Here is a 19,676-nt window from a genome sequence, read left to right as displayed (position 1 = left end):
GCTGCGCCGCCGCATGCCCGGCCGCATGACAGGGGTGCCGCCAGGGCCTAGACTGAAGACAAGCCCAGGCTTTCAAGTCCATGCAACGTACGCCCCATCCTCTGCTTGCGCCCTTCGTCAAGACGGCGTGGGCCAGCTTGCCTGCGGCCATGGAGGCCAAGGCTGAGCCGGCGCGCGAGCATGTGTTGCCGACCGGCCTGATGCACCTGGTGTTCCGCCTCTCGGGGCCGTCCGTGCGCATCTTCGACGGCGCCGCCGACGGCGAGGGACGGCAGCTCGGCCATACGCTGGTGGGCGGGCCGCGCGCGGTGTTTTACGCCAAAGACGTTACCGCACCCTCCCCCTCGGTGGGCGTGCAATTGCTGCCCGGCGCGGCGCAGGCCTTGCTGGGCCTGCCGGCCGATGAACTGGCGGGACAACACGTAAGCCTGGAAGACCTGTGGGGCAGCCATGCCGCCGTGGCGCGCGAGCAGTTGCTGGCCGCCGCGACACTGCGGGATGCCCTGCAGCGCCTTGAGGCCCTGCTGCTGGAGCGCCTGCGCGCCGGCCCGGCGCGGGCCGCGCACCCGGTGGCCATGCTGGCCTTGCGGCAATTCGAGGCGGGCATGGACGTGAATGATGCGGTGGCCCGCAGCGGCTACAGCCACCGGCAGTTCATACGTATCTTCTCGCAGGCCGTGGGCCTGGGTCCCAAGCTGTATTGCCGGGTGCGGCGTTTCCAGAAAGCACTGCCGCTGGTGCAGGGCCCCTTGGCCCTGGCCTGCGTAGCAGTGGAGGCGGGCTACAGCGATCAATCGCATTTCAACCGCGAGTTCCGTGAATTCGCCGGCCTCACACCCGAGCAGTACCGGCTGGCGCGGCCGGCCTCGGCCAACCATGTGCCGGTGCCGCCCGCAGCCGGCGCGGCCTCTTTGCGGCCACATGTCAATTTTGTTCAAGACCGGGCGAATGCCGGGAGATAGACTGGCCGCATTCCCTTTCAGAGGAGCCGGCATGGCCATTCACGAACTGTTCGCTTACATCCACGTCAAGGGCGCTGAAGAAGCCCTGGCTTTTTACATCTCTGTGTTCGGGGCGACCGAAAAATTCCGCCTGACGGAGCCCGGCGGCCGCATAGGCCACGCCGAACTGGACTTCGGCGGCGCCACGCTGATGCTGTCCGACGAGTTCCCGGAATGCGGTGTCGCGGCGCCGGCGCGGGACATGCCGGCCAGCGTCACCCTGCACCTGCACGTCGACGACTGCGACGCGATCATCGCCCGCGCGCTGCAGGCCGGCGCCACGCTGGAGATGGCCGCGCAAGACCATTTCTACGGCGAACGCTCGGGCAGTTTTCGCGACCCCTTCGGCCACCGCTGGAGCGTGGGCCACAGCATTGAGACGGTGACGCCCGAGGAGATGCAGCGCCGCTACACGGCGATGATGGAATCGCCCGGCACTTAAGGCTGCCAGCAAGCAGCCTTACTCGAGTTCTATTTCAGGCGGACGGGCCAGGCCCAATACCCGCCTCAGGGTCTCCAGCAGTTCCTGGTTGGAGGTTTTGGCCTTGACCAGCACGGCGGTGGCGCGTGCGGCCTGGGCCCGGGTCGCCTCGATCGCGGAAAACACCACCACCGGCGGCGGCGACTCGAGCGCCTCGATGTCGGTCAGCAGGTCCCAGCCCGAGCCTTCCTTGAGGTTGATGTCCAGCAGGACCAGGTCGAAGGGCTGGCTGTGCAGGCGCGAGCGCGCTTCCTGCAGCGTGGCCGCGAAGACGAAGGTCGCGAAGTCCTGCGCGATGGTGGCGGCGATGCGCTGGATGTCGGGGTCGTCCTCGACGTGCAGGATGACGGGCTTGTTTTCGGCGGCGCCGGCGATGGCGTGGCGCACGCCCAGCACCAGCAGGTTTTCGTCGATGGGCTTTTCCAGCCAGTCCGAAACGGTCAGCGCCTGGTCGTTGAACTGCACCTTCCCCTCGCCGGCCCAGGCCGAGACCACGACCACCGGGACGTCGCGCGTGAGCAGCCGCCCGCGCAGCGCACGGATCAGCGCGATGCCGTCCTGGCCGGGCAGCTTGAGGTCTACCGTGATGGCGGCGTAGTGCTGCTGCTCCAACATGGCCAGGGCCGCCTCGGCGCTGTAGGCCGGGTCGGCGTCGAAACCGCCCTTGTCCAGCATCATGCCGATCAGGCGGGAGATGTCGGGATCGTCCTCGCAGACCAGCACGCGCGGGCGGTCTCCGCCGATTTCCACAGGGCGCGTAGGCGGCGGCTCCACCCATTCGGGCAGTTCGAAGTAAAAGGTGGTGCCCTCGCCGGTGTGGGTGTCAAAGCCTATGCTGCCGCCCAGGCGCTCGATGATGGCGCGTGAAATGTTCAGGCCCAGCCCGGTGCCGCCCTTCTGGCGCGTGTCGGAGGAGTCGGCCTGGGAAAACTTCTGGAAGATGCGCTTGCGGAATTCCTCGGGAATGCCGGGCCCGTGGTCGCGCACCTCGACGCGCAGGCCAGTCATGGTGCGCATTACGTGAATCTCCACCACGCCGTCGTTGGGCGAAAACTTCATGGCGTTGGACAGCAGGTTGGTCACGACCTGCGTGAGGCGGTCGCCGTCGGCCCTGACCATCAACTCCTCGTCGTCGGGGAACTGCAGGCTCAGGCTCACGTTCTTGGCGGCGCCGTAACCCTCGTTGGCAGCCAGCGCCTGCTCCAGCAGGGGCTTAAGTTCGATGATCTGCAGGTCCAGGGTCATCTTGCCGGACTCGATTTTCTCGATGTCCAGGATGTCGTTGATGAGCCGGATCAGGCGCTCGCAATTGCTTTTGGCGATGCCCACCAGGGTCTTGACGGCCTCGGGCAGCTGGCCGGCAACGCCGCCGGAGATCAGGCCCAGCGAGCCGCGTATCGAGGTGAGCGGCGTGCGCAGCTCATGGCTGACGGTAGAGACGAACTCGCTCTTCATGCGGTCTATGCGCTTGAGCTCGGTGACGTCGTTGGCCAGCGTGTAGAAGCCGATCACCTTGCCTTCGTCGGCGCCGTCGCCATAGCGCGGGAAGTAATTGACCACGTAGTCGCGCATGCCGCCGCGCGCGGTCTTCTGCGCGCGTTCATAGACCACCGGATAGCCCTGCAGCACCTCGTCCACCCGGGGCTTGATCACCGCGTACATCTCCTCGCCCACGATTTGCCGGATGGTCTTGCCTTCGAGCTGCGCCTGCGTCATGCCGAAGACTTCCTCGTAGGCCCGGTTGTGAAAGCGCAGGTATTGGTCGGCGTCGGCGTAGGTGATCCAGGCCGGCACGGTGTCGGTGATTTCGCGCATCTGCGCTTCGCTGGTGCGCAGCGCCTCGGTGACCCGGCGCATCTCGGTGGTGTCGCGGCCCGTCCCGCGGTAGCCGGTGAACTTCCCTGAGGCGTCAAAAATCGGCACGCCGCTGATGCTCAGGTAGCGGACCTGCCCGTTGGTGTCACGCCGTATGCTTTCGAAGTCGCGGAAGACTTCGTGCCGCTCGAGCACGGCCCGGTGGGCGGCCCAGGTTTCATCACTCATGTGGATGTGGTCCAGCTCCCAGGGGGTCTTGCCGTAGGCCGCGGACGAAATGCCGGAGGCGTTGGTGCTTTCGCCCGAGACCTCGACGAAACGGAAGTTCTCGTCCTGCTCCCAGAACCAGTCGGAGGACAGCGCGGTGAGCGCGCGAAAGCGTTCCTCGCTTTCGCGAAGCACCTTCTCGGTCTCCTTGCGTTCGGTGATGTCCTGGATTTGCGCGATGAAGCGCAGCGGCTTGCGGTCCTCGTCGCGCACCAGGGAACAGCTCATGTAACCCCAGACGGTGTGGCCGTCCTTGTGGATGTAGCGCTTTTCCGTGTGGAAGGACTCGATCTCGCCGGCCAGCGCGCGCCGGCGCTGCTCCAGGTCCCATTCGATGTCGTCGGGGTGGGTCAGGTCGTGGATGGTGCGCGCCAGCATCTCGGCCTCGGAATAACCGAGCATCTGGCAGAAGGCGTTGTTGACCTTGAGGCGGCGCGAGTCTATGCCGATCAGCGTCATGCCGATCGCGGCGTGCTCGAACGCGTTGGCGAACTGCTGGTCGTTCAGCATGAAGGCGTCGTTGTCGCTGCTGAAGAGCTCGCCAGTGGGCATCTCCAGCGTCGAGAAGCCCGAGTCCTGCTCCGCCTCGGCGGCCCGGGCCGGCTGGGCGGGTTGCCCGATGCCTGTCTGGTCGCCGCCAAGCGAGAAATAAAAGGTACTGCCTGCGCCGACCACCGATTCGGCCCATATCTTGCCGCCGTGCCGGTCGACGATTCGCTTGGCCGTAGCCAGGCCTATGCCGCTGCCGGCGAACTCCTCGGGCGAATGCAGGCGCTCGAAGTTGCCGAACAGCTTGTCGACATAGGCCATGTCAAAACCGGCGCCTTCGTCCTTCACGAAGAACACGGGCTGGCCGTCCTTCGCGGGCCCGCGGCCGACGGTGATCTCGACATGCTCCTTCTTGGCGCTGAACTTCCAGGCGTTGGCGACCAGTTGATCCAGCACCTGGGAGAGCATCGCCTGGTCGCCGCGCGCGAGCATCCCGGGCTCGACCGTGACGCGCCCGCCGCGCCCGGCCTCGGCGTCCTGGAGCCGCTTGGCCACGCGCAGCGCCTCGGCGCTGATGTCCACCGTGTCCCAGACCATGCTGGTGCGCGACAGGCGCGTGAGGGCCAGCAGCCCGTCGGTGAGTTCGCCCATGCGGCGTACGCTGCTGCGTATGCGCTCGAGGAAATGCAGGGCACGCTCGCCGGCGGCGGGCGGCATGTGTTTTTCGAGCAGCGCGCAGAAGCCGTCTATGGTGCTCAGGGGCGTGCGCAGGTCGTGCGCGACCGAGTACGAGAAGGCTTCCATCTCCTTACCCGCCGCTTCGAGCTGTGCCGTCCTGCGCAGCACGCGGTTTTCCAGGTCGACGTTGAGCCGGACGATTTCCACCTCGGCCTGCTTGCGCTTGGTGATGTCGGCGATCGACGTGACAAAACCGGTGGGTTTGTCGCTGTTGCCGTCGAACAGAGGCCGCACGTTGACCAGCGCCCAGAAAGTGCTGCCGTCGGGCCTGCGGTAGCGCTGGACCACATTGCTCTGTGCCTGGCCGCTGGTTTTGGCGCGCACGCTGGCCCACTCGGCTTCGGGCATCAGCGTGCCGTCCTCGCGCAGGCGTTCCCAGTCCAGGAGGGCCGAATGCAACCCCTTGATCTGCGCCAGGGTCTTGCCGAAAATGCGCTCCGCGCTGGCGTTGCAGTCGGTGATCTTGCCTTCGGCATCACGCAGCACCACGCCTTCGGCAAGCGCCCCGACCACCGCCCGGAAACGCGCGCCGCTTGCGCGCAGTGCGATTTCGGTCAGCTTGCGCTCGGTGATGTCGCTTCCAACGCCGCGGTAGCCTTCGAAGGTTCCGTCCTCGCCAAACACCGGTTCTCCGCTGACGCTGCGGTAAATGGCGCTTCCATCCGCCTTGGCCAGCCGGTACTCAAAATTACGGAACGGCAAATGCGCCTGCAAGGCGGCCTTGTGCTCTTCCCACGTGCCGACAAGCGGCTCGGAGTTGGGCAAGTCCCATCGGCATAACCCTTCCCCGATGACCTGGGTTCCCAGGGTAAAGCGCTGCGGATCGTTGGAGACAAAGACGTTGCGGAAGTTTTTGTCCTGTTCCCAGTACCAGTCGGACGAGAGCTGGGTGAGGCTTTCGAACCGCGCCTGGCTGCGGCGCAGGCGGTTCTCGGCGGCCAGGCGCTCGGTGATGTCCTCGGCCGTGATCAGAACGTGCGTGACGGCGCCACCCCCGTCCTTGAGCGGGACCTTGCGCATGTGTACGCGAATACTTCCGCGGTCGCGCGTCATGATGACCCGGTCGGAGAAATCCTGCATGACGCCGGTGTTCGCCACCTCGACGTCGGAGATGTTGATCCGGTCGGCGTGCTCCTGCGGCCAGAGGTCGTGCACGGTGCGGCCCATGGCGTCCTCGCGCCGGATGCCGTACAGGCTTTCGGCGGCCTTGTTCCAGGCCACCACGCGCAGGCCGTCCTGCACCGACTTCAGGTGCACGGCAACCGGCATGTTGTCGACGACGTCGTCGAGGAAGCGAGCGGCCTTGCGTTCTTTTTCCTCGATGCGCCTGGCCACCGTGACGTCCCGCGTGATGCCGCGGTAGCCGGTGAACTCCCGCTGCTTGTTGAACACCGGCACGCCGCTGGCGGAAAAATAATGGGCCACGCCGTCGCCCAGCACCCGGATGTATTCGAAATCCCGGAACGCCTGGCGCGCCTCGAGCACCGCCCGGTGGTGGTCCCAGGACATGCTCAAGGGATAGGCTCCGGGCAGTTCCCAGCGCTGCTTGCCGATGGCGCTGTTGAGGTCCGGGTCGGCGGCGCTGCTTGTGCGTGTGGGGCGCGTGCCGCGTTCAGCGGTGAAGTCGGTGAAGCGGTAATCGGCGTCTTGCTCCCAGTACCAGTCGGACGAGATCGATGCCAGGCTGCGCAGGCTGTCGACGTCGTCCTGGAGCGCCTCGGTGGCGCGGCGCTGTTCGGCGAGCTCCCGCGCCAGGGCCTGGTTGGCCGCGGCCAGCGCCTGCGCCTCGGCCTCCAGGCGCTCATTGGCCTGGGCCAGGGTTTCGTCTCTTTTCACCGGCGCCCCCCGGCACGCGAAGCCTGCGGCACGGCGGCGAGCCATCCCGCCGAGCCATGCTGGCGGCGGGCTGCGGTCAATGCGCCTGGCGGACGGGGCTTCATGCGCGGCTGTTAACTTTCTTGTCAAAGGCAAGTCGCCTTGGTGCATTTTGCACGGCGTTGCGCTGCTCGAGTGTGCTGGGCCGCAAGAAAATCCGCCATAGGACAACACCCTGTCTTCTTTTGGGTGTGGCAGCCGCCTGGTGGGCGCCGAATCTGAAAACTTAAGACCTCTTTTTTGCAAATTTCAGCCGGGCGGCAGAGGCGCACCAGCGGAAAGGTGTTTTTTACCCTTTCACACGGCGTGCGGGTACTCCAGCGACAGCCCGGCGGCCTGCCAGGCGTCTATGCCGCCATGCAGCGGGCGCACGTTCTTGAAACCCGCGGCCATCAGCCGCCTGGCCACCTGGGCGGCCGACGCGTCGTTGGGGCAGGCGCAGTAAACCACCACGGCCACGTCATGCGGCAGGTCCAGTGTGGCCATTTTGCGGTCCGGGTCCGACCACAGCAGGGCGCCCGGAATGATGCCGCCGCCGCCGCGGCTGAGTTCGGTGCGCACGTCGAGGATCACGGCCGGTTGCTCGCCTTGCGTGAGGTGCAGCAGCTCCTGCGGCGTGATGCGCGCCATGCGCAGCTGGCGGTAAAAGCGCTGGCGCTGCCACCATTTGTGCGCCAGGAAAAGCGCGAAACCGGCCAGCAGCACCATCAGGCCTATGCGCCCCATCTGCTCGAAGATGGCCAGCACGTCGGCCACCGCGTCATGGAACAGCATGCCCAGGCCCAAGCCGACGCCGGCATACAACGCCGCGCCTATGGCGTCAAACAACAGGAAGCGACCGAAGGGCACACCGGTGCGGCCGGCCAGCGCGGTGGCCAGCGAGGCAAAACCCGGGATGAACTTGGCCAGTACCAGGGACTTCACGCCCCAGCGCGTGAAGATCGATTCGGTCTGCCGCACGCAGGAATCGGGCGACAGCGAAATCCGGCACAAGGTCTTGAGCACGCGGCTGCCGTAGCGGTGGCCGGCCCAATACCAGACGCTGTCGGCGATCAGGCAGGCCCCCACCGCCGTGGCGAGCAGGCCGCCGGCCGAATACTGGCCGTTAAAACTCAGGGCGCCGGTCAGTATGAGCACCGGATAGGCCGGGATCGGCAGGCCCAGCTGCTCGAGCACGATGTTGAGGAAAACGGCGGCCAGCCCGTACTGCTGCAGCCACAAAATGATCTGGTCCATGGCGTCAATGTAGACGGGCGCGGCGCATCGGTAAATGGCCGGCATGTTAATGCTCTATTTCACGGGGTCTTGCCCCTTCCCCCGCCGAGGGGGAAGGCTGGGATGGGGGCCGGCGGCGCCTGCGCTACCATGAACCTCTTCCCCAATTCCCGTTATCCAGAGAGCGCTCCCCCTTGAAATATGTCGTGGCCGTCAGGGCCCTGTGCGAGTTCACCGCCAAGCATGGCGACCTGGACCTGCGCTTCACCCCCTCGCCTTCCGCCCAGGAAGGCATGGCCGGCCATGCGCTGGTCGCATCGCGCCGTGGCGAGTCCTACCAGTCCGAAGTCAGCCTGGAGGGCGAATACCAGGCGCTGACGGTGCGCGGCCGCGCCGACGGCTACGACCCCGAGCAGAACCAGCTGGAGGAAGTCAAGACCTACCGCGGCGACCTGCATGCCATGGCCGACAACCGCCGGCACCTGCACTGGGCGCAGCTCAAGATCTACGGCTGGCTGCTGTGCCAGGACAGGAAGCTTCCCGACATCAACCTGACATTGGTCTACTTCGACGTGGCCAGCGCGCAGGAAACGCCGCTGACCGAGCATTTCACGGCCGCCGCACTCAAGGAATATTTTGAAGCCCAGTGCGAACGCTTCCTGGCCTGGGCCACGCAGGAACTCGCGCACCGCCAGGCACGCGATGCCGCGCTCACGGCGCTGGAGTTTCCGCATCCGGACTTCCGGCCCGGCCAGCGCGAACTGGCCGAGGCCGTCTACAAGACCGCGCAGGCCGGCCACTGCCTGATGGCGCAGGCGCCGACCGGCATAGGCAAGACAATAGGCACGGTGTTTCCGCTGCTCAAGGCGGTGCCTAAAAAGCAGCTCGACAAACTGTTTTTCCTGGCGGCCAAAACACCGGGCCGCCGGCTGGCGCTGGACGCGCTGGACCGCATCAAGGGCAGCAGCCAGGCTTTGCCGCTGCGCGTGCTGGAACTGGTGGCGCGCGACAAGGCCTGCGAGCACCCGGGCAAGGCCTGCCACGGCGACGCCTGCCCGCTGGCCAAGGGCTTTTACGACCGCCTGCCGCAGGCGCGCAGCGCCGCCGTGAAGCACGCCGCCGCGCAAGGCCCGCTCGACAAGGCCGCGCTGCGCGAACTGGCGCTGGCCCACCATGTGTGCCCCTACTACCTGAGCCAGGAACTGGTGACCTGGTCGGACGTGGTGGTGGGCGACTACAACTATTACTTCGACACCAGCGCGCTGCTGCACGGCCAGGCCCAGGGCAACCAGTGGCGCGTCAGCGTGCTGGTGGACGAGGCGCACAACCTGGTGGAGCGCGCGCGGAAAATGTATTCGGCCACGCTGAGCCAGGCGCAGCTACAGCAGGTGCACGCCGGCGCGCCGCGTGCCGTGCGCGGCGCGCTGGAGCGGCTCAACCGCAGCCTGCAGGAACTCCACCAATATCAGGACGAGCCCTACCAGGTGCATCCCGAACTGCCCGCACCTTTCCTTAAAACCCTGGGGCAGGCGCTGACCCAGGTCACCGACTTCCTGATGGCCAACCCGACGCGCATGGACGGCGAGCTGCAGGATTTTTATTTCGAGGCCCTGCATTTCTCGCGCATGGCCGAGAGCTTCGGCGAGCATTCGCTGTTCGATGTGACGCTGCAAGCCGACACGGGGCCTAACACTTTCGGCCAGGCATTGGGCCAGCCGCTCGCGGTGCTCAACATCCGCAACGTGGTGCCCGCGCCCTTCCTGGCGCCGCGCTTCGCGGCCGCGCAGTCGGCGGCGCTGTTTTCCGCCACGCTGAGCCCGCAGAACTATTACGCCGATACGCTGGGCCTGCCGGCCGGCACGGTGTGGACCGAGGTGGAATCGCCCTTCCTGGCCGAACAATTGCGGGTCTCGGTGGTCAGCGACGTCTCCACGCGTTTCCAGCACCGGGGCGATTCGCTCTCGCCCATCGTCGACCTGATGGCGCGTCAGTATGAGGGCCAGCCCGGCAACTACCTGGCGTTCTTAAGCAGCTACGACTACCTGCAGCAGCTGGTGGCGCTGTTCCGCCAGCGTTACCCGCACATCCCGGTGTGGGAGCAGACGCGCCGCATGGAAGAAACCGCGCGCGACGCCTTCCTCGCGCGCTTCACGCCGGACTCGCAGGGCATAGGCTTTGCCGTGCTGGGCGGCTCCTTCGCCGAAGGCATAGACCTGCCGGGCGAGCGCCTGATAGGCGCTTTCATCGCCACGCTGGGCCTGCCGCAGGTCAATGCGGTGAACGAACAGATCCGCGAACGAATGGGCGCCAATTTCGGCGCCGCCCAGAGTTACGACTACACCTATCTCTACCCCGGCCTGCAGAAGGTGGTGCAGGCGGCCGGGCGGGTCATACGCACGACCTCGGACCGCGGCGTGGTCTACCTGATCGACGACCGCTTTACCCGGCCCGAAATCCAGAGCCTGCTGCCGGGCTGGTGGAAGGTCACGCGCTTGCGCGCCAGGCGCAGGGAACCGGCCGCCGCGCTCTAAACGCTGATCAAACGCAAAAGCCCGCATTCGCGGGCTTTTGTTTGAACGGCCGTGAAGGCCGGTCAATCTTGCGGGGCCTAAAACACGCCCAGTAGCATGAGAATGAGGATGACGCTAAGTGGAACGCCGAGTAGCCAGGCAATGATGGGCATTTGTCTCTCCTAAAAGTAGTCAGGGTTTGAACACAAGTCCAATGTAGGCAGCGCGCCGCGCGGACAGTGCCAGCCTGAAGGCCTGCTGCAAGTAAGGGATGGCTGACGCGCGTGTAGTTGTGGAAGTAGCCGTTTGCAGGCCGGGGCCGCACAAAAAAGCCTGGCCGGCGAAAGACCAGCCGCGTTATGAGCAGTTAGCCAGGGCGGCCACGGTCAAGCCAGGTCAGCGAATGGTTCAGCGTTGGCTGAGTTGCAGCGCGCCCAGCATGCGCTGCAGCGGCTGGGTTTCCGGCAGCACGTAGACGATGCCGCGGCTTTTGCCGAGGACGGGGCCGACCACGCTTTCATAGAAGCTGACCGGCACCACCACGCAGCCCATGGAGATGCGGTTGTCTTCGGGGGTCTCGGAGGCCAGCCGCTCCGCGCGGCGCTCGGCTGGGGCCGCGGGGCGCAGGCGGTGGATGGCAAGCTTGGCCGCGTAATCGATCCAGACGATGGCCTCGCCCTGCAGGTTGTGGCCGGGCTCGGACACAAAGCGGCCCGCGGGCGTGGTGCGTTCGTCCTCGCGCAGGCTGGCCACGCTGCGCTGCGCCATGCCGGGCACGCCATGGTCGCCGGGCGCCAGGCCCGTCAGTGCGGGCGATGCACCGCGCAATTGGCCGCCGGCTTCAAACACAAAAATGCGCCCGCCTTTTTTATCGACGATCACAAAAGGCAGGCCTTCGTTGTCGCGCGCCGCCACCACCCAGCGCAAGGCCTGGCGTGCGTCGGCGGAGGCGGACACCAGCGCCATGCCGGTGTCGGGGCTGGCGGCCGGCGTGGCGACAGTGTCGGTGTAAGGCGCCAGGGGAAAAGCCTGGGACAGCAGGGGAAAGGCGGCAGAAGCGGCAAAGGCGACAAGGACCGCCGTGCGGGCGATGCGTGCGTGCTTCCTGCTCTTGCCTGTCAACAACATCCGGGTCCTGTGCATTGCGCCGTTAGAGTGCGCGAACGCACATGGAAAACCGGGTCATTTGTCCCTTGACACGTGCCCGGCGGGGTTGCGCCATGTTAACGATGCAAGCAATTGTGCTCAATGGAAAAACCCTGAGTTGCCTCGGACAATCGCTATCTTTTATATAGCATCAGGAGTTTTATCCACGGGAGATTCTGCGGAATTCAAGAGGATCAAAAAATCTCCGGCCAGGACTGTAACAGTCGCCGGTACCGGGGATTTTTGGCAGATTAGATGCGGGCGCGCAACAGCTGTGAGCAGGCAGGGCCCGACGCCGTTACAAGTTACAAATCCGGCCGGAAAATTCCGTTATTTGTCGCCGGATCCAGGCAGCCCGCTAAAACCCCGCTTCGCAAGCTGCATCAGCCGCCGCCGGCCCTTGGCGTCCGTCGTGCGCCATGTCTTGCGAGCTATTTCGATGAATGCGTTTTCAGCGGGATTGAAGGCGTCGCCGCCATGGTCTTCATCCATCCATCCTTTGGGTTTTCCCAGCCGGCTCTCGATCTGGGCCGCGGCCGCATCACCGATGTTTCTGCCCGAACCGTTCGCGTCTCCCTTGAACTGGCTCAGCCCGCCGGCGCTCAGGCCCAGTTCTTTTGCGAGCCGGCCCAGCATGCCGACCGGTGATTCACCGGCAGCCAACTCCCTTTCGCTGTATTCGCGAATGATGATCAGGAGGTTATTGCGCCTGGTTCGGTTGATGTCCGGGGAATCCATGTGACGTGATTGCAACAATCAAAATTATTTTCCATCGCCTCGTTGACGATGACGTAAAAAGATTTTACATTACCTTCCATCGCTACTTTTTGACATCAACTCTTTCCGCACATTCATCATGAAACCGATAGCCGCCATCGCAAGAAACAGCACCCCCGTTTGGGGCGGTGCTGGCGTGCGTCGCCTTGACGTTTATCTGGGCCAATGTGGTGGGCAGAGTTCATTTGCGCCGTCCGTTTTGCGGACCGCCATGCCCAAACAGAACCACGAGGATTGCACACCACCGGGAGGAGGAGACGCCTGAGCGTACCTTCTAAATCTCTGACACCCAGAGGCCCGGTATCCGCAAGGAACCGGGCCTTTTTGTTTTCCCCTGACGGTGATCGTGCCGTCTGTGCGCTTCAAGCGCGGGGCTCTTTAAAAATTCAGCAGCAGGACCGCGGCCACACACTGGATGGCGGCGACCCTGCAAAAAATTGCGGACATAGCTCAGTGGGTAGAGCGTGAGCCTTCCAAGCTCAATGTCGTCGGTTCGAAGCCGTCTGTCCGCTCCATTTCGGGTGTGCCTGTTTCACATCACCTGCGCGAAACCGAGGAGACGGTTTGGTGGCGCGTGTGCTGCAGACGGGGGTTCATGGCCCTCGGGAAAGCAGTGCAGCGGGAGATCCCGGTCAGGCTTGATGCCGGCCGCCCGCATGCGGGTACAGCCGAAATGGATTTTTTCCAGATATCCGTCACGTTCGTCTAGCCAGGGCCTGTTAACGCTATTTATGCAAATGCGAATGGGGTGAGGAAGGCGCCAATCAAGGCGCGCGACGACGCCCAGACCGGGCGTCTGGGCTAGGAGCGCAACGCCGAGTGGCGCCTTCCTCACCCCATTCCCTCCGGGTTGCGATCAAAAAGGCCTTGCGCGGCGTTGCAAAGCCTTGACGGGGTTCACTCCGCCTGCGTTTTGCGCCTTGCTCAAGGCCTTTTTGACTCGCAACGCATCTGCATAAATAGCGTTAACAGGCCCTAGCTCAGGACACAAGATTTTCATTCTTGTAGACAGGGGTTCGAATCCCCTACGTGACGCCAATTCCAGGGCGGGAAGCCGAAGTATTTCGACTTCCCGCCAATCAGTAAAGAAGCGCAGTGCCCGAAAAGGCGTAGTGCGGAAACCGGCCTCAAAGATAGGGTGGCACCGGAACTCGTAACCGGAGATTTTTGGAAGATTGGCTGAGGGGTTCAAAGCACTCGCTTGCTAAGCGAGAGCCCGCGAAAGCGGGCTCAGGGGTTCGAATCCCCTATCTTCCTCCAGCCCTTAAAGGCCGTTCGCCAAGTTAGGTCCAAGGCATCGGGTTTTGATCCTGACATTTCGGTGGTTCGAATCCATCACGGCCTGCCATTCATTTTTTTCTCGCGTTAGCTCAGTCCGGAATCAGAGCATCTGCCTACGAAGCAGAGGGTCGGAAGTTCAAATCTTTCACGCGAGGCCATCCAAATTTTTCACCTTTTGGTCTGTTAGCTCAGCTGGTAGAGCACTTCCCTGTCCAGGATGTGGTCACGGGTTCGATTCCCGTACAGGCCGCCAGTATCCACGCCGGGATTCCCCGGGCGCATTCCTGTTGGTGCGTAGCTCAACCAGGCAGAGCAGCGGTCTCCAAAACCGAAGGTTGGAAGTTCGATTCTTCCCGTGCCAGCCAATGATCTCCGGCGGTGTACCCAAGTGGTCGAAGGGCGCGGATTGCAAATCCGCTTGCGTCAGCACACGTCAGTTCGAATCTGACCATCGCCTCCAGATTCCCTCTAGCGCCTGTAGCTCAGCCCGGATAGAGCGACGGTTTTCTACACCGGTTTGTCGGCCGTTCGAATCGGCCCAGGCGCACCACTTCTTCCACACCAACCAACCTCAAGGAGATTGCCATGACAGCCAGAAACACAGCAGCCTCCAAGAGGCCCGCCCAAGCCCGCAAGCGCATTGTTCGCACACTCCTGAGCGGCGTCATCGCTGCCGGCCGCGCCCGGCTCGGCCACGCCCAGCCCACACGCAGGCAGGCGCGCGACGAGCGCGAGCTGGACCAGCGCGTGCGCGAATGCGGTGAGTGGTGAGCGATTCCTTTTCCATTCCACGGTAGCTCAGCAGGTAGAGCGCGCGACTGTTAATCGCGTCGTCCCTGGTTCGATCCCAGGCCGTGGAGCCAGTTTTTCTGGTGCATGTGGCGCAGTTGGCAGCGCAGCGGGATGTGACCCCGCGGGTCACCGGTTCGAGTCCGGTCTTGCACCCCATTTTCCGCGGATAGGGCGGGCGTAGCTCAGAGGCAGAGCAGCCGGCTTTTAACCGGCAGGCCGGGATTTCGAAATTCCCTGCCCGCACCATCCATCACTCAATCATTCATTCAACTCAGGAGGCCACGATGCACCACGTTCTTCAGCTCGACATCCAGGGGACGCCCCAAGCCTGGATCACGGCTGAAGAGGCTGCCCTGCACTACGCCACCGGCGGCGTCGCCTGGGAGCAAGGCGAAAGCCCGCTGGTGACACTGCGTGGCGGCTGGAATGTCGCGCGCGGCCGGCAGTCCACCCTGGTGATCCACCCCATCGTCGCGCTGCGCGGCGCGCCCCGCCGCAATCTTCACGATGTGGCGCCCGCGGTCACCAAGCCGAAGCTGCTGCGCCGCGACCGCTGCACCTGCGCCTACTGCGCCCAGGTGTTCCTGGAAAAGGATCTCGAAGCCGAGCACATCGTTCCGCAGAGCAAGGGCGGGGCCTATTCCTGGACCAATCTGGTCAGCGCCTGCCGCCACTGCAATGGCCGGAAGAAAGACCGCACACCTGAGCAAGCCGGCATGCCGCTGGTCTACCTGCCTTATGTGCCGAGCCGGTATGAGGATTTCCTGCTGCGGGGCCGCAACGTCCGTGCCGACGTCCACGAATGGCTGTCGGCAAGGCTTCCGAAAGGATCGCGGCTGAATTGAGTCCGGCAGCCAAAGCGGCGCATTGCGAAAGCAGTGTGCCGCTTTTTTTTGTCCTGCTGGTGGTGTGCTCAGCGGCCGGGCTAGACGGCGCCGCCCTGCTTGAGCGCAAGCGCATGCGCCGCCGGAAACACCTCGGCCAGCGGCTTGACTTCGGGCAGCACGTAGACCACGCCATAGCTGGCGTTGAAGGCCGGCTTGAGCACATTTTCAAAAAAAGCCACCGGCATGTTGATGCAGCCGTAGGAAATGCGGTTGTCCTCGGTGGTGGGCGACGCCAGGCGCTCCAGCCGGCGCTCTTTGGGCTCGGTGGTGCGCACGCGGTGCATGGAGACGGCCGCGTCGTAATCGACCCAGACCACGTCTTCGCCCGTGGCGTTGCGTCCGGGCTCGGCGACGAAGCGGCCCGCGGGCGTGGTGCGTTCCTGGGGCTGCACTTCGGCGATGGGCCGGCCGCCTATGCCGTCCACCGAGTCATCGCCGCGCGCCGCGCCGATCAGCACCGGCGTGGCGCTGCGCAGCTTGCCCGAGGGCTCGAAGACAAACACCTTGGTGTTGAGTTTGTCGAGGATCACAAAAAAGAGTTTTCGGTTGTCGCCCGATGTGACGACCCAGTTGGCCACTTCGCGTGCTTCCGTCGAGGCGGTTTCACCGCCGAAATCCGCGACACGCGGTGCCTGCCGGGAAACATCGGCCTGGATGGCGGCAGGCGCTGGTGCGGGCGCAACCGGATGGGGCCTGAAGAGCGGCAAGACCAGCACCGCGATGGCGGCGCCCACAAGGACGCCTTGTTTGATGCCGTCAAAAATGTCGGAACGCCGCGTGCCCGACGGCCCCGGGCCTGCGGCGGTAGGCTGCGGCTGAAGATCAGGCAGGGGGGCGGGCATGGCTTGGGGTGGAAAAATGCAATCGGTCGCATAAAACGCCCCGGACCGCAAAGGCGATCCGGAGCGTTTTCATGCGGAATTGCATGGCGGATCTGGCTTAGTTGCGGTCAGCCTGTGCGGGACGCTCGGTCGGCGTGACGGCCGTGTCCGTGCTGGTCGAGGGCGTGCTGGGGGTGGTTGTGCTGCCCTGGTTTTGCATGGTCTGGTCTGCCGGCGTGGCAGGCGTCGTGGTGCTGGTGTCCTGGGCATAGGCCAGGCCGATAGCGCCAACCACCGCGGCTGCGGCGACGACGGAAGCCAGGGGTTTCGATGCTCTCATGGTGTACTCCTAAGGTCATGCCCATCACGGGCAATCGGGTTGGTAAATCGCTGGCCTGATTGCCAGCTAGGTTCAATTTACGGCGAGGAGCGGGGTGGGTTTCGTCGGCCTGCTACAGCGCGAGGTGTAGGACAAGCGAGGTCACAAAATGCTACGAGGCTCACGGGCTGATGCATGCGGCCGGCAAGAGGGCGCCACCCTGGAGCCCCTCATTCAAGGGGATTGTTGCCCTGGATGCCGTGCTCCGCCTTGATGGCGAGTTGAAGTTTCTCAAGCGCTTCAATGAGCTGGTCTATCTTCGCGAAATCCTTGACCGGTGCGGCCTGCAAGGCTTGCAGCTGCGCGCGCAGGCGCGCATAGTCGGCCTCCAGGTCGCGCTTCATGCCGGCACCGCGCCCGGCTTGAGGTGGCCGTTAATGGCGGCGCGCTTGTCGGGGCCGCTTGAAGCGGAGTTGGGCGCGGCCGCGGCGAAGAGGTCGACTTGCAGGTCGTTCTCGCTGCGCGGCCCGTACTGGAGGTCCGGGCCGACCAGGCGTTGCAGTTCGCCGTAGCCGGTGGCAAGGGCCGTGTCGTAGGCTTCAAAGGTGATGTCGGAACAGGAGACGGATTCAAACACCCGCGGGTCCTGGTGGCTTTCAAGAATGCGCCAGCAGAATTCGCCGGGCGTGGGCTCCTCGACGGTAAGGGCCAGGGAACGCAAGGGAGCTTTGAGTTGTGCTTTGACCAGTGTGGAATGGCTCATGAAACAGGAATCCTCCAAAAATATCCGGGCAGGCCGGACGTGGCCTTGCAGCGCAGCTTGGAGCGCGGCAAAAAAATATCAAGGGATGCAAACGTAACTTTCAGCGCAATGGCTGACAACGGCGGGAACGATGGCGATGGCGATAAAAAAAACGAAGCGGCAAAGGCATGCGGGCCTGTGTCCGGTTTCATTTCTGCAGCCACGTCGGGTTCCATGTTTGGTTATTTGCAATGCCGCCAGTTTAAGCATGGAAATATGACAGGCTGCGGTGATTAGTACCCGAAAAATGTAGGAGAAGGCCGACAGGCGCCGGACGGCGGAAGCGTCAACTGAAATGGTTATATTGCAGGCATCGCCAGGCCCGCATGTTGCGGGGCGGCACGAATAAAGAACCCATGAAAAGCCTTTACAAATATTTCTTTCGCGGCCTCATCACCATCCTGCCGGTGGCCTTGACGGTCTACCTGCTGTATATCTTCCTGGCCTGGATGGAAACTGCGGCGCTGTGGATTCTGCGGCCCCTGATCGGCAGCTTCTACATTCCAGGCCTGGGCCTGGTGTTCGGCGTGCTCAGCATCCTGGTGATCGGCTACCTGGTGTCCAAGCAAAGTGTGCGCAAGCTGCTGTCTTTCGCAGAAATGCCCTTCACCAACCTGCCGGTCGTCAAAAGCATCTATTCCTCGCTCAAGAGCTTTGCTGATTACTTTTCGCCTTCGGGCAAACAGGGCGAGCAAAGCGTGGTGATCCTGCGTATGCCGGGCCATGCGATGGAAATCGTGGGTTTGATCACGCGCCGCAGCTTCGCCGACCTGCCCGCCGGTTTCCTGCCCGGCGAGCGCGTGGCGGTCTACCTGCCCATGGGCTACATGATCGGCGGCTACACGGTCTTCGTGCCGGCCGACTGGGTGCAGCCCATAGACATGTCGGTGGAGGAAGCCATGCGCTCCTCGCTGATCGCCTGGATGGCGCGCCCGCCGGCCCAAGGCAGCGGCGGCACGGCCGGCTGAACGGTTTTTCCCGCTGCCGCCGGGGCCGCGTAAAGGTTTGTGATCTGTGGTTTCCCACATTGGACAAATCGCATGGCAGGGCTATATTGGGCAGTCCGATCATCACCGCGCACAGCCTGATGCGCTCCGGCCATGACAACAAGCACAACAGAGACAACACGCCGCAAGCCGCCCCTTTACAAATCACTCTACTTCCAGGTGATCTGCGCTGTGATCGCCGGTGTGCTGCTCGGGCATTTTTACCCCGAGGCCGGCAAACACATGAAGCCGCTGGGCGATGGCTTCATCAAGCTCATCAAGATGATGATCGCGCCCATCATCTTCTGCACCGTCGTGATCGGCATCGCCGGCATGGAGGACATGAAGAAGGTCGGCAAGACCGGCGGCCTGGCGCTGCTGTACTTTGAAGTCGTCAGCACCTTCGCGCTGATCATCGGGCTGGTCCTGGTCAACGTGTTCAAGCCGGGCCAGGGCATGAATGTCGACGTCTCCACACTGGACACCAAGGCCATCGCGGCCTATACCGGCCCCGGGAAGATGGTCGGCACGACCGACTTCATCCTGAACATCATCCCGACCACCGTGGTGGACGCCTTCGCCAAGGGCGAAATCCTGCAGGTGCTGCTGATCGCGGTGATGTTCGGCTTCGCCCTGCACCGCTTCGGCGGGCGCGGCACGCTGGTGTTCGATTTCGTCGAGAAAGCCTCGCACGTGCTGTTCACCATCGTCGGCTTCATCATGAAGGTGGCGCCCATAGGCGCCTTCGGCGCCATGGCCTTCACCATAGGCGCGTACGGCGTGGACAGCCTGGTGTCGCTTGGCAAGCTGATGGCCGCTTTCTATGCGACCTGCCTAATCTTCATCTTCGTGGTGCTGGGGACCATCGCGCGCATCCATGGCTTCAGCATCTGGAAGTTCATCAAGTACATCAAGGAAGAACTGCTGATCGTGCTGGGCACTTCTTCATCCGAGTCCGTGCTGCCGCGCATGATGGAAAAGATGGAGAACCTCGGCGCGAAAAAGACCACCGTGGGCCTGGTGATCCCGACCGGCTATTCCTTCAACCTGGACGGCACGTCCATCTACCTCACGATGGCGGCGGTGTTCATCGCGCAGGCCACCAACACGCCGATGACGCTCACGCAGGAGCTCACGCTGCTGGCGGTGCTGCTGCTGACGTCCAAGGGGGCGGCCGGCATCACCGGCAGCGGTTTCATCGTGCTGGCCGCCACGCTGTCGGCCGTGGGCACCGTGCCCGTGGCCGGACTGGCGCTGATCCTGGGCATAGACCGCTTCATGTCGGAAGCGCGGGCGCTGACCAACCTGATCGGCAACGGCGTGGCCACGCTGGTAGTGGCCAAATGGACCAACGAGCTGGACACCGACAGGCTCAAGGCCGGGCTCGACAACGAGAACTGGGTCGAGGCACAGGAACCCGAGGTGCTGCTCGATAAAAAGACCGAGCACATGGCGGCCGGCCGCCACTGACGCA

Annotated in this window: 16 protein-coding genes and 11 tRNA genes; 18 read left to right on the top strand and 9 right to left on the bottom strand. The window is 64.0% G+C overall.

Translation table 11 applies throughout. The features are described 5' to 3' along the window. Nucleotides 1-80: 80 nt before the first annotated feature. Both AC1D1F_RS03560 and AC1D1F_RS03555 read left to right on the top strand, forming a co-directional pair. Nucleotides 81-962: a helix-turn-helix domain-containing protein gene (locus AC1D1F_RS03560; protein ID WP_477675172.1), complete on the top strand. Its 882-nt coding sequence runs from the start codon at nucleotides 81-83 to the stop codon at nucleotides 960-962. Nucleotides 963-993: 31 nt separating this feature from the next. Next, nucleotides 994-1,443: a VOC family protein gene (locus AC1D1F_RS03555; RefSeq protein WP_477675173.1), complete on the top strand. Its 450-nt coding sequence runs from the start codon at nucleotides 994-996 to the stop codon at nucleotides 1,441-1,443. An 18-nt stretch (nucleotides 1,444-1,461) separates the two neighbouring features. Here the strand turns inward: AC1D1F_RS03555 and AC1D1F_RS03550 are convergent, their stop codons facing one another. After that, nucleotides 1,462-6,627, bottom strand: a complete 5,166-nt coding sequence (locus tag AC1D1F_RS03550; protein ID WP_477700654.1) for a PAS domain S-box protein — start codon at nucleotides 6,625-6,627, stop codon at nucleotides 1,462-1,464. A gap of 336 nt (nucleotides 6,628-6,963) precedes the next feature. Beyond that, nucleotides 6,964-7,902, bottom strand: coding sequence for a rhodanese-like domain-containing protein (locus AC1D1F_RS03545; protein ID WP_477675180.1), 939 nt, complete (start codon nucleotides 7,900-7,902; stop codon nucleotides 6,964-6,966). Nucleotides 7,903-8,075: 173 nt separating this feature from the next. On the opposite strand from AC1D1F_RS03545, the gene AC1D1F_RS03540 reads away from it, so the two are divergent. Next, nucleotides 8,076-10,412, top strand: coding sequence for an ATP-dependent DNA helicase (locus tag AC1D1F_RS03540; protein ID WP_477675175.1), 2,337 nt, complete (start codon nucleotides 8,076-8,078; stop codon nucleotides 10,410-10,412). A 387-nt stretch (nucleotides 10,413-10,799) separates the two neighbouring features. Here the strand turns inward: AC1D1F_RS03540 and AC1D1F_RS03535 are convergent, their stop codons facing one another. Continuing rightward, complete coding sequence (locus AC1D1F_RS03535) at nucleotides 10,800-11,519, bottom strand: hypothetical protein (protein ID WP_477696953.1); 720 nt, start codon at nucleotides 11,517-11,519, stop codon at nucleotides 10,800-10,802. A 348-nt stretch (nucleotides 11,520-11,867) separates the two neighbouring features. Continuing rightward, nucleotides 11,868-12,275 (bottom strand): hypothetical protein, encoded by a 408-nt coding sequence (locus tag AC1D1F_RS03530; RefSeq protein ID WP_477696952.1) that lies wholly within the window; start codon nucleotides 12,273-12,275, stop codon nucleotides 11,868-11,870. A 478-nt stretch (nucleotides 12,276-12,753) separates the two neighbouring features. Here AC1D1F_RS03530 and AC1D1F_RS03525 point away from each other — a divergent pair. From AC1D1F_RS03525 to AC1D1F_RS03465, 13 genes are all read left to right on the top strand, one after another. Beyond that, nucleotides 12,754-12,829 (top strand) — tRNA-Gly (locus AC1D1F_RS03525). A 654-nt stretch (nucleotides 12,830-13,483) separates the two neighbouring features. Continuing rightward, nucleotides 13,484-13,574 (top strand) — tRNA-Ser (locus tag AC1D1F_RS03520). An 8-nt stretch (nucleotides 13,575-13,582) separates the two neighbouring features. Beyond that, nucleotides 13,583-13,662 (top strand) — tRNA-Gln (locus AC1D1F_RS03515). An 11-nt stretch (nucleotides 13,663-13,673) separates the two neighbouring features. Further along, nucleotides 13,674-13,753, top strand: a tRNA-Arg gene (locus AC1D1F_RS03510). A gap of 19 nt (nucleotides 13,754-13,772) precedes the next feature. Further along, a tRNA-Asp gene (locus AC1D1F_RS03505) sits at nucleotides 13,773-13,848 on the top strand. 35 nt (nucleotides 13,849-13,883) lie between these two features. Then, nucleotides 13,884-13,960 (top strand) — tRNA-Trp (locus tag AC1D1F_RS03500). Nucleotides 13,961-13,969: 9 nt separating this feature from the next. After that, a tRNA-Cys gene (locus AC1D1F_RS03495) sits at nucleotides 13,970-14,055 on the top strand. 11 nt (nucleotides 14,056-14,066) lie between these two features. Continuing rightward, nucleotides 14,067-14,145, top strand: a tRNA-Arg gene (locus AC1D1F_RS03490). 35 nt (nucleotides 14,146-14,180) lie between these two features. Further along, on the top strand, nucleotides 14,181-14,366 hold the full coding sequence (locus tag AC1D1F_RS03485; protein WP_477679308.1) for a short-chain dehydrogenase: 186 nt from the start codon (nucleotides 14,181-14,183) through the stop codon (nucleotides 14,364-14,366). A 16-nt stretch (nucleotides 14,367-14,382) separates the two neighbouring features. Further along, nucleotides 14,383-14,458: transfer RNA gene (locus tag AC1D1F_RS03480), tRNA-Asn, on the top strand. 9 nt (nucleotides 14,459-14,467) lie between these two features. Beyond that, nucleotides 14,468-14,543, top strand: a tRNA-His gene (locus AC1D1F_RS03475). A gap of 15 nt (nucleotides 14,544-14,558) precedes the next feature. Further along, nucleotides 14,559-14,633 (top strand) — tRNA-Lys (locus AC1D1F_RS03470). A gap of 38 nt (nucleotides 14,634-14,671) precedes the next feature. After that, complete coding sequence (locus AC1D1F_RS03465) at nucleotides 14,672-15,232, top strand: HNH endonuclease (protein ID WP_477697387.1); 561 nt, start codon at nucleotides 14,672-14,674, stop codon at nucleotides 15,230-15,232. A gap of 80 nt (nucleotides 15,233-15,312) precedes the next feature. Here the strand turns inward: AC1D1F_RS03465 and AC1D1F_RS03460 are convergent, their stop codons facing one another. From AC1D1F_RS03460 to AC1D1F_RS03440, 5 genes are all read right to left on the bottom strand, one after another. After that, on the bottom strand, nucleotides 15,313-16,116 hold the full coding sequence (locus AC1D1F_RS03460) for a hypothetical protein (protein ID WP_477697388.1): 804 nt from the start codon (nucleotides 16,114-16,116) through the stop codon (nucleotides 15,313-15,315). A gap of 97 nt (nucleotides 16,117-16,213) precedes the next feature. Continuing rightward, nucleotides 16,214-16,435, bottom strand: coding sequence for a hypothetical protein (locus AC1D1F_RS03455; RefSeq protein ID WP_477653221.1), 222 nt, complete (start codon nucleotides 16,433-16,435; stop codon nucleotides 16,214-16,216). A gap of 209 nt (nucleotides 16,436-16,644) precedes the next feature. Beyond that, nucleotides 16,645-16,818, bottom strand: coding sequence for a hypothetical protein (locus AC1D1F_RS03450; protein ID WP_477678358.1), 174 nt, complete (start codon nucleotides 16,816-16,818; stop codon nucleotides 16,645-16,647). Continuing rightward, the gene (locus tag AC1D1F_RS03445; RefSeq protein ID WP_477678359.1) at nucleotides 16,815-17,177 is read right to left on the bottom strand and encodes a hypothetical protein; all 363 of its coding nucleotides are present in this window, start codon (nucleotides 17,175-17,177) and stop codon (nucleotides 16,815-16,817) included. The genes AC1D1F_RS03450 and AC1D1F_RS03445 overlap by 4 nt, the downstream gene beginning before the upstream one ends. Continuing rightward, nucleotides 17,174-17,392, bottom strand: coding sequence for a hypothetical protein (locus AC1D1F_RS03440; protein ID WP_477678360.1), 219 nt, complete (start codon nucleotides 17,390-17,392; stop codon nucleotides 17,174-17,176). Before AC1D1F_RS03440 ends, AC1D1F_RS03445 begins: the two co-directional genes overlap by 4 nt. Before the next feature lie 180 nt (nucleotides 17,393-17,572). Here AC1D1F_RS03440 and AC1D1F_RS03435 point away from each other — a divergent pair, with 180 nt between their 5' ends. Beyond that, entirely contained in the window at nucleotides 17,573-18,184 is a 612-nt protein-coding gene (locus tag AC1D1F_RS03435; protein WP_477678361.1) for a DUF502 domain-containing protein, read from the top strand. Nucleotides 18,185-18,316: 132 nt separating this feature from the next. After that, nucleotides 18,317-19,672 carry a dicarboxylate/amino acid:cation symporter gene (locus AC1D1F_RS03430; RefSeq protein ID WP_477678362.1) on the top strand — a complete coding sequence of 452 codons (1,356 nt, stop codon included), beginning with the start codon at nucleotides 18,317-18,319 and terminating at the stop codon, nucleotides 19,670-19,672. The last annotated feature ends 4 nt before the right edge of the window (nucleotides 19,673-19,676 follow it).

The sequence above is a fragment of the Polaromonas sp. P1_H6 genome (assembly GCF_056405195.1).
The sequence above is the reverse complement of the archived record's forward strand: the minus strand, read 5'-3'. Positions and strand labels throughout refer to the sequence as shown.

Bases quoted from the DNA above. Each gene is read 5' to 3' on its own strand.
- AC1D1F_RS03560 (WP_477675172.1), top strand. From the start codon at position 81: ATGCAACGTACGCCCCATCCTCTGCTTGCGCCCTTCGTCAAGACGGCG.
- AC1D1F_RS03555 (WP_477675173.1), top strand. From the start codon at position 994: ATGGCCATTCACGAACTGTTCGCTTACATCCACGTCAAGGGCGCTGAA.
- AC1D1F_RS03545 (WP_477675180.1), bottom strand. From the start codon at position 7,902: ATGGACCAGATCATTTTGTGGCTGCAGCAGTACGGGCTGGCCGCCGTT.
- AC1D1F_RS03535 (WP_477696953.1), bottom strand. From the start codon at position 11,519: ATGTTGTTGACAGGCAAGAGCAGGAAGCACGCACGCATCGCCCGCACG.
- AC1D1F_RS03530 (WP_477696952.1), bottom strand. From the start codon at position 12,275: ATGGATTCCCCGGACATCAACCGAACCAGGCGCAATAACCTCCTGATC.
- AC1D1F_RS03485 (WP_477679308.1), top strand. From the start codon at position 14,181: ATGACAGCCAGAAACACAGCAGCCTCCAAGAGGCCCGCCCAAGCCCGC.
- AC1D1F_RS03465 (WP_477697387.1), top strand. From the start codon at position 14,672: ATGCACCACGTTCTTCAGCTCGACATCCAGGGGACGCCCCAAGCCTGG.
- AC1D1F_RS03460 (WP_477697388.1), bottom strand. From the start codon at position 16,116: ATGCCCGCCCCCCTGCCTGATCTTCAGCCGCAGCCTACCGCCGCAGGC.
- AC1D1F_RS03455 (WP_477653221.1), bottom strand. From the start codon at position 16,435: ATGAGAGCATCGAAACCCCTGGCTTCCGTCGTCGCCGCAGCCGCGGTG.
- AC1D1F_RS03450 (WP_477678358.1), bottom strand. From the start codon at position 16,818: ATGAAGCGCGACCTGGAGGCCGACTATGCGCGCCTGCGCGCGCAGCTG.
- AC1D1F_RS03445 (WP_477678359.1), bottom strand. From the start codon at position 17,177: ATGAGCCATTCCACACTGGTCAAAGCACAACTCAAAGCTCCCTTGCGT.
- AC1D1F_RS03440 (WP_477678360.1), bottom strand. From the start codon at position 17,392: ATGGAACCCGACGTGGCTGCAGAAATGAAACCGGACACAGGCCCGCAT.
- AC1D1F_RS03435 (WP_477678361.1), top strand. From the start codon at position 17,573: ATGAAAAGCCTTTACAAATATTTCTTTCGCGGCCTCATCACCATCCTG.
- AC1D1F_RS03430 (WP_477678362.1), top strand. From the start codon at position 18,317: ATGACAACAAGCACAACAGAGACAACACGCCGCAAGCCGCCCCTTTAC.